Below are 5,647 nucleotides of genomic sequence, written 5' to 3' on the forward strand. Positions count from 1 at the left end.
ACCCGAGGCGCCCTTCGCCATGTCAGCCCCCAACTTCTGCAAGCCAAGCACACCGCTGATGCCACGCCAAACCGCACAGAGGTTGTTGGAATGCAGGTTCGCGTTGCTGATCACCTGGTTCAGACCCTGGTTGGCCAGGTTGTAGGTCGGGTCCTTGAGGATGTCGTCGGCCACGTTCGTGGTTTCAGCCGACCCCGGCAGCCTCAGCAGGTTCTGCAATGCGTTGGACGCCGGCGGGGCCGACGGGGCTGCGGTGCCGGTACTGGCTTCGGCGCCCGGGTTGGTCGGGTTCGGCGGGGCGGTGAAGTCGCTGAGCTTGGTCGCCTGGCTGGACTGGGCGTGATAGCCGTACATCGCCATGGTGTCCTGCGCCCACATCTCGCCGTGCTCGGCTTCGGTGGCGGCGATAGACGGGGTGTTCTGCCCGAGGATGTTGGTGGCGACCAACTGCTGGAGCTGCTGACGATTGGCCATCACCGCGATCGGCGGCACGATCATCGCGCGGGTGGTCTCGTAGGCGGCTGCCGCGGCACGGCCCTGGTTGGCTGCCTGCTCGGCCTGCGCAGCGGTGAGTTCCATCCAGTTGATGTACGGTGCGGCCGCGGTCGCCATGGTCGCCGATGCCGGCCCCAACCACTCCTCGGCGGTCAGCTGGTTGATGACCGTCCGATACGATGCCGCAACGGATTTCAGCTCGGCGGCCAGCGCACTCCACGCCGACGCCGCCACGGCCATCGGCTCTGAGCCGGGACCGGAATAGATCTTGGTGGAGGTGATCTCCGGCGGTGAGGAAAGGTAGTCCATCGCTGCGACCTATGCCGTGGCGGCGGCGTTGGCCGCCTCGGTCGCTGCGTAGGCGTTGGCTCCGCTGCTGAGCGCGTTCACGAACATCTCGTGCACGGCTGCGGCCTGAGCGCTGACGGCCTGGTAAGCCTGGGCGTGCGCGGCGAACTGTGCCGCGGTCATTGCCGAGACCTCGTCGGCGGCGGCCGGCACCACGCCGGTGGTAGGGGCAGCTGCCGCGGCGCTGTGCGCGGTCATCGTCGAACCGATGGTCCGCAGGTTGGCAACGGCGGCCAGTAGCGCCTCGGGCTGCGTCGTTACGAACGACATAACGCTCCTCGTCGAGTCCTTCGTCGTTTGCGATCACCACTCTGCGGATCGCGCCGCCCGGTTGGGCGCAGACCCGACGCTAGGCGATCTCAACCCGGCGGCACACCTGCGAAAGCCCCTTTTCGGAGAGTGTCAGCAGTTGTTCATCGGCCGTTAGGAACCGCACCCGATTCATTCATCGATCCGCACCATGTGGTTGCGCATCCGTCACCGGTTGTTCATCTTTGGTTGAGGGCGCCGGGTAACAGCGCGACGGTGGATTCGCGTCCCGGCGCGGTGGCCGGATCGGTTCCCCGGCGGGCGGAGGCGACCGGATTGAGCATCAGCTCGTCGACATCGAATCGACCGGCCAAGTCCCGCAACTGTGCGACCGCCTCCACCGGCGTCCCCACCACGGCGCGTTCGAGCTCGGCGCGGGCGATCAGGTGCTGTTCGGGGGTCAGAGTCGCCTGCTCGGCATCCTCGACCAGGTCCAGCCGTCCCGGCGGTTGCCCGGTCGCGGTGCGCGCCTGCAGTTGTAGGTATGGCAGTATCAAAGCTGTTGCTTCCGAATGTGTTTCGGCGACCACGATGTTGACGGTCAGGAACGCGGTGGGCTCGCCGTCGAGCCCGCCGGGCACGAACTCCGAACGGTAGGCAGCCAGCGCCTCGGCGGTCTGCTCACCGAACAGGTGGTGGCCGAAAACATAGGGCAATCCCTTGGCGGCGGCGACCCGCGCTGACTGCACCGACGAACCCAGCACAAATACCCGCGGCGCCGTCAGCGCGTGCGGCGTCGACCTGAGCACATAGCTGCCGTCGGCCAGTTGCACCGACACTCCGGCGGTCCCCAGCAAGGCGATCACATCGGTGAGATTGTCCGGGAACTCATCAACGTCGCGATCGCCACGGCCGGTGGCGCCGCGCAACACCGCCGAGGCCACCGGGTCGGCACCCGGCGCCCGCCCGATACCCAGGTCGATGCGACCGGGATAGGCGGCCTCCAACAGCGCGAACTGCTCGGCCACCGCCAGGGGTGCATGGTTGGGCAGCATCACCCCGCCCGAGCCCACCCGTAGCCGTGAGGTCTCCGACGCGATCATCGCGGTCAACACGGCCGGGCTGGTCGCGGCTACCGACGGGATGTTGTGATGCTCGGCTACCCAGTACCGGTGGTAGCCGAGGCGGTCCGCCATCCGCGCGAGCCGCATGGTCGCCGCCAGTGCGTCCGGACTGGACTGGTCGGTGCGGACCGGCGCAAGGTCGAGCACTGAGAGGCGCACAGCGGCGATCTTGCCATCACGGCTCGGCCATCGCCGTTCGTACACCGAGCGTTCTGAATCCGTTAACCGGCGTCGCGCACAGTGGAAGCGATGAGCAGCGACCCGGATTTCGCCGGCGCACCGCCCGCGAGCCCGCCTGAGCCCTGGGACATCGGCCGGCCGCAGCCGGTGGTGCAGCAGCTGGTGGCCTACGGTGCGCTGCGCGGTGAGGTGCTCGATCCCGGCACCGGCCCGGGGCATCACGCGATCCACTATGCCTCGCAGGGCTACCCCACGACCGGGATCGACGTGGCACCGGCCGCGATCGCGGTGGCGCAACGCAACGCCGCGAAAGCCGGTGTGACGGTGAACTTCCAGGTGGCCGACGCGGTCGAGCTCGCCGGGTTTGACGGCCGGTTCGACACCGTCGTCGACAGCGCGTTCTACCACGTGTTCCAGGACGACGAGCAGACCCAGCTGCGGTATGCCCGCAGCCTGCACCGGGCCACCAAACCCCAAGCGCGGCTGTACATGTTCGAGGCCGGACGTCACAACGTCAACGGCTGGCAGCTGGACGGGCTGTCGCCCGAGCGTTTCGGGCCGTTGCTCGCCGAGGCCGGGTGGCGGATCGACCACATCGGGCCCACCACCTATCAGGGCACCTTCGACCCCAACTCCTTCACCGAGATGATCACGGTGATGGAGGCGCTCGGCCGGGAGGATCTGCTCGACGGCGTGCGCGCGCTGGCCGAGCGGTTCGCCTACCTGCAACCGCTGCTCGAGGACAACGTGGTGCACATGCCGTTTTGGGCCGTGACTGCCACCCGGCTCGACTAGCTGCCACCATGGAGGCATGTGCGGGCGTTTTGCGGTAACCACCGACCCGGCGCTGCTGGCCGAGCGGATCGGGGCGATCAACGAGGTTCCGGCAGACGCCGATCCGGCCCCGAACTACAACGTGGCACCGACCGACGCCGTCGCGACCGTGGTCAGCAGGCATACCCATCCCGGCCCAGACGTGGGAGCGCCGACCCGCCGAGTCCGGCTGATGCGGTGGGGACTGGTGCCGCCGTGGACCAAGGCCGGCCCCGACGGCGCCCCGGCTGCCGGTGGCCCGCTGCTGATCAACGCCCGCGCCGACAAGCTCACCACCTCGCCCGCCTACCGCTCGGCCGCCGAACGCCGGCGCTGCCTGGTTCCGATGGACGGCTTCTACGAGTGGCGCGCCGAAGCCCCCGTCGGGAAGAAACCGCGCAAGACACCGTTCTACATCCACGGCGACGACGGGATGCTGTTCGCGGCGGGCCTGTGGTCGGTCTGGCGGGGCGGCCCTCGATCCGACCCGCTGCTCAGCGTCACCATCATCACCACCGGGGCGGCCGGAGAGATCGCCGGCATACACGACCGGATGCCACTGCTGCTTCCCGAAAAGCGTTGGGACGCTTGGCTGGATCCGGACGCACCGCTGGACACCGCGCTGCTGGCCAGTTCGCCGCAGGCGCCGGGGCTGGTGTTGCGTGAGGTTTCGACGCTGGTCAACAACGTGCGCAACAACGGACCGGAGCTGATCGCGGAAGCCGCGCCACAGCCCGAGCAGGGCTATCTGCTGTAGCCGCGCGCCGGCGGCTGGGTCAGTGACCGACCAGGGCCCGCTTCTCGGCGGCGTATTCCTCGTCGGTGAGGATGCCGGCATTGCGCAACTCGGCCAGCTCGCGCAGTTCGACATCGGCGCCCATCAACAGGCCGAATGCCGATTCGCGTGTCAGGGCCGGCAGCTCGTTCGGCGGGCGTTCCGGTGGTCGCGGGGTGGTGGCGCCGGTGGTCGGGACCCGGTGGCCCCGGGTGGCACCGGCGCTGGCCCGGCCGGCAACGCTCGCGGCGGCCATACCCACTCCGGGGATCACCGTCTCGGCGCTGGCGAGGCTGGGAGCGGTCGAGGCGCCGGCGGCTGTTCCCGTGGACGCCAACGACACTCCGACCTGCTGGACCACTGCCGGCACCGCCGAGGCCCATGCCAATGGCACCGACAAGCCGCTGATCGAGGTAGCCGAGGCCATGCTGGCCGTCACCGGCAGCACGCCGGCCACCCGCAGCAGTTCCTCACCTATTCCGGCGACCCCCAGCGGATCGATCAGGAAAGAGCCGAGCGCATCGATGCCGAACGAGCCCGCCGAGTCGACGATGATTTCGAGACCGGCGTTGGAGAGCTCGATGCCGGGTGCGCTGGCCGCGGCTGCGGCGGTGATCGGGCCGATGATGCCGGCCAGCGCCGACGCGCCCGTCGACGAACCGGCGGCCGGGAGGGTGGAGCCCGGCAGCGTCTGGGTGAATCCGACGACCAGTCCCTCGCCTTGCCCGTCGACCGCGGTGGCGGCGGCCTGACCGACGACTTTGCCGAGTCCGCCGGCATGCCCCACGGCCTTGCCGAGTCCACCGCCATGCCCCACGGCTTTGCCGAGTCCGCCGGCGTGGCCCACGGCTTTGCCGAGTCCGCCGGCGTGGCTTACAGCTTTGCCGATCGCGGCGGCCTGTGCGGCCGCCCCCGCGGTGTTCGTGGTGCGCGGCGGTGTGGTGAACGGGTCGAGCCTGGTCGCCGCTGCGGCTCCGGCGGCGTAGCCGGACATGGCGGTGGCGTCCTGGGCCCACATTTCGCCGTAGTGCGCTTCGGTGGCCGCGATCGCGGCCGTGTTCTGACCCAGGAAATTGGTCGCGACCAGCGTCATCAACAGGCTGCGGTTGGCGGCGATGACCGGCGGTGGCACCGTCATGGCGAACGCGGCCTCGTACGCGGCGGTGGCGGCCCTGGCCTGGATGGCGGTCTCCTCGGCCTGGGTCGCTGCGGTACGCATCCAGTGGGCATACGGTGCGGCGGCCGAGGCCATCGCGGCGGCGCTGGGCCCGGCCCAGCCGGACGACAGTTCGGTCAGCACCGATTCGTAGGCAAGGCCCGCGGCGTTCAATTCGGCGGCGAGGGCGTCCCAGGACGATGCCGCGGCCAGCAGCGGACCAGCGCCCGCGCCGGCATACATCCGGCCCGAGTTGACCTCCGGTGGCAAGAACGCGAAATCCATAGGTGTTACCGGCCGAGGAGGCGCCGTTTCTCCTGAGTGAACTCGTCCTCGGTGAGGATCCCGGCGTCGCGCAGTTCGGCCAGTTCCCGCAGTTCGCCGGCTATCCGCGTGATCGGCCCGTTCAACGGCCGCGCCGGCGGTGACGCCGGCTTCTGAGCCGGGCCGCGTTGCTTGACGACCGGTCGGGGCGGCTGCTTGGCGGTTGCTTTTGTGCTTGTCGTT

The 5,647-nt window shown here is 69.4% G+C and carries 7 protein-coding genes; 2 read left to right on the forward strand and 5 right to left on the reverse strand.

Annotated features, from left to right (window positions below; translation table 11 throughout):
- From DQP56_RS22260 to DQP56_RS22270, 3 genes are all read right to left on the reverse strand, one after another.
- On the reverse strand, positions 1–804 hold an 804-nt coding region (locus DQP56_RS22260), incomplete at its 3' end, for a PPE family protein (protein WP_133259006.1).
- 9 nt (positions 805–813) lie between these two features.
- Positions 814–1,113, reverse strand: coding sequence for a PE family protein (locus tag DQP56_RS22265; RefSeq protein WP_112689134.1), 300 nt, complete (start codon positions 1,111–1,113; stop codon positions 814–816).
- 218 nt (positions 1,114–1,331) lie between these two features.
- Positions 1,332–2,375, reverse strand: coding sequence for an LLM class flavin-dependent oxidoreductase (locus DQP56_RS22270; RefSeq protein WP_112689142.1), 1,044 nt, complete (start codon positions 2,373–2,375; stop codon positions 1,332–1,334).
- Between the two features lie 90 nt (positions 2,376–2,465).
- Between DQP56_RS22270 and DQP56_RS22275 the strand changes: the two genes are divergently transcribed.
- Positions 2,466–3,191 (forward strand): class I SAM-dependent methyltransferase, encoded by a 726-nt coding sequence (locus DQP56_RS22275; protein WP_112689136.1) that lies wholly within the window; start codon positions 2,466–2,468, stop codon positions 3,189–3,191.
- Between the two features lie 16 nt (positions 3,192–3,207).
- Positions 3,208–3,966, forward strand: coding sequence for an SOS response-associated peptidase (locus DQP56_RS22280; RefSeq protein ID WP_112689138.1), 759 nt, complete (start codon positions 3,208–3,210; stop codon positions 3,964–3,966).
- Between the two features lie 19 nt (positions 3,967–3,985).
- Here DQP56_RS22280 and DQP56_RS25655 read toward each other — a convergent pair whose 3' ends face one another.
- Complete coding sequence (locus DQP56_RS25655; protein WP_112689140.1) at positions 3,986–5,425, reverse strand: PPE family protein, SVP subgroup; 1,440 nt, start codon at positions 5,423–5,425, stop codon at positions 3,986–3,988.
- Between the two features lie 5 nt (positions 5,426–5,430).
- A partial coding sequence (locus tag DQP56_RS22290; protein WP_133259007.1) for an SHOCT domain-containing protein occupies positions 5,431–5,647 on the reverse strand: 217 nt, incomplete at its 5' end.

This window comes from Mycolicibacter senuensis (assembly GCF_003284925.1).
Lineage (GTDB): Bacteria > Actinomycetota > Actinomycetes > Mycobacteriales > Mycobacteriaceae > Mycobacterium > Mycobacterium algericum_A.

Bases quoted from the DNA above. Each gene is read 5' to 3' on its own strand.
- DQP56_RS22265 (WP_112689134.1), bottom strand. From the start codon at position 1,113: ATGTCGTTCGTAACGACGCAGCCCGAGGCGCTACTGGCCGCCGTTGCC.
- DQP56_RS22275 (WP_112689136.1), top strand. From the start codon at position 2,466: ATGAGCAGCGACCCGGATTTCGCCGGCGCACCGCCCGCGAGCCCGCCT.
- DQP56_RS22280 (WP_112689138.1), top strand. From the start codon at position 3,208: ATGTGCGGGCGTTTTGCGGTAACCACCGACCCGGCGCTGCTGGCCGAG.
- DQP56_RS25655 (WP_112689140.1), bottom strand. From the start codon at position 5,425: ATGGATTTCGCGTTCTTGCCACCGGAGGTCAACTCGGGCCGGATGTAT.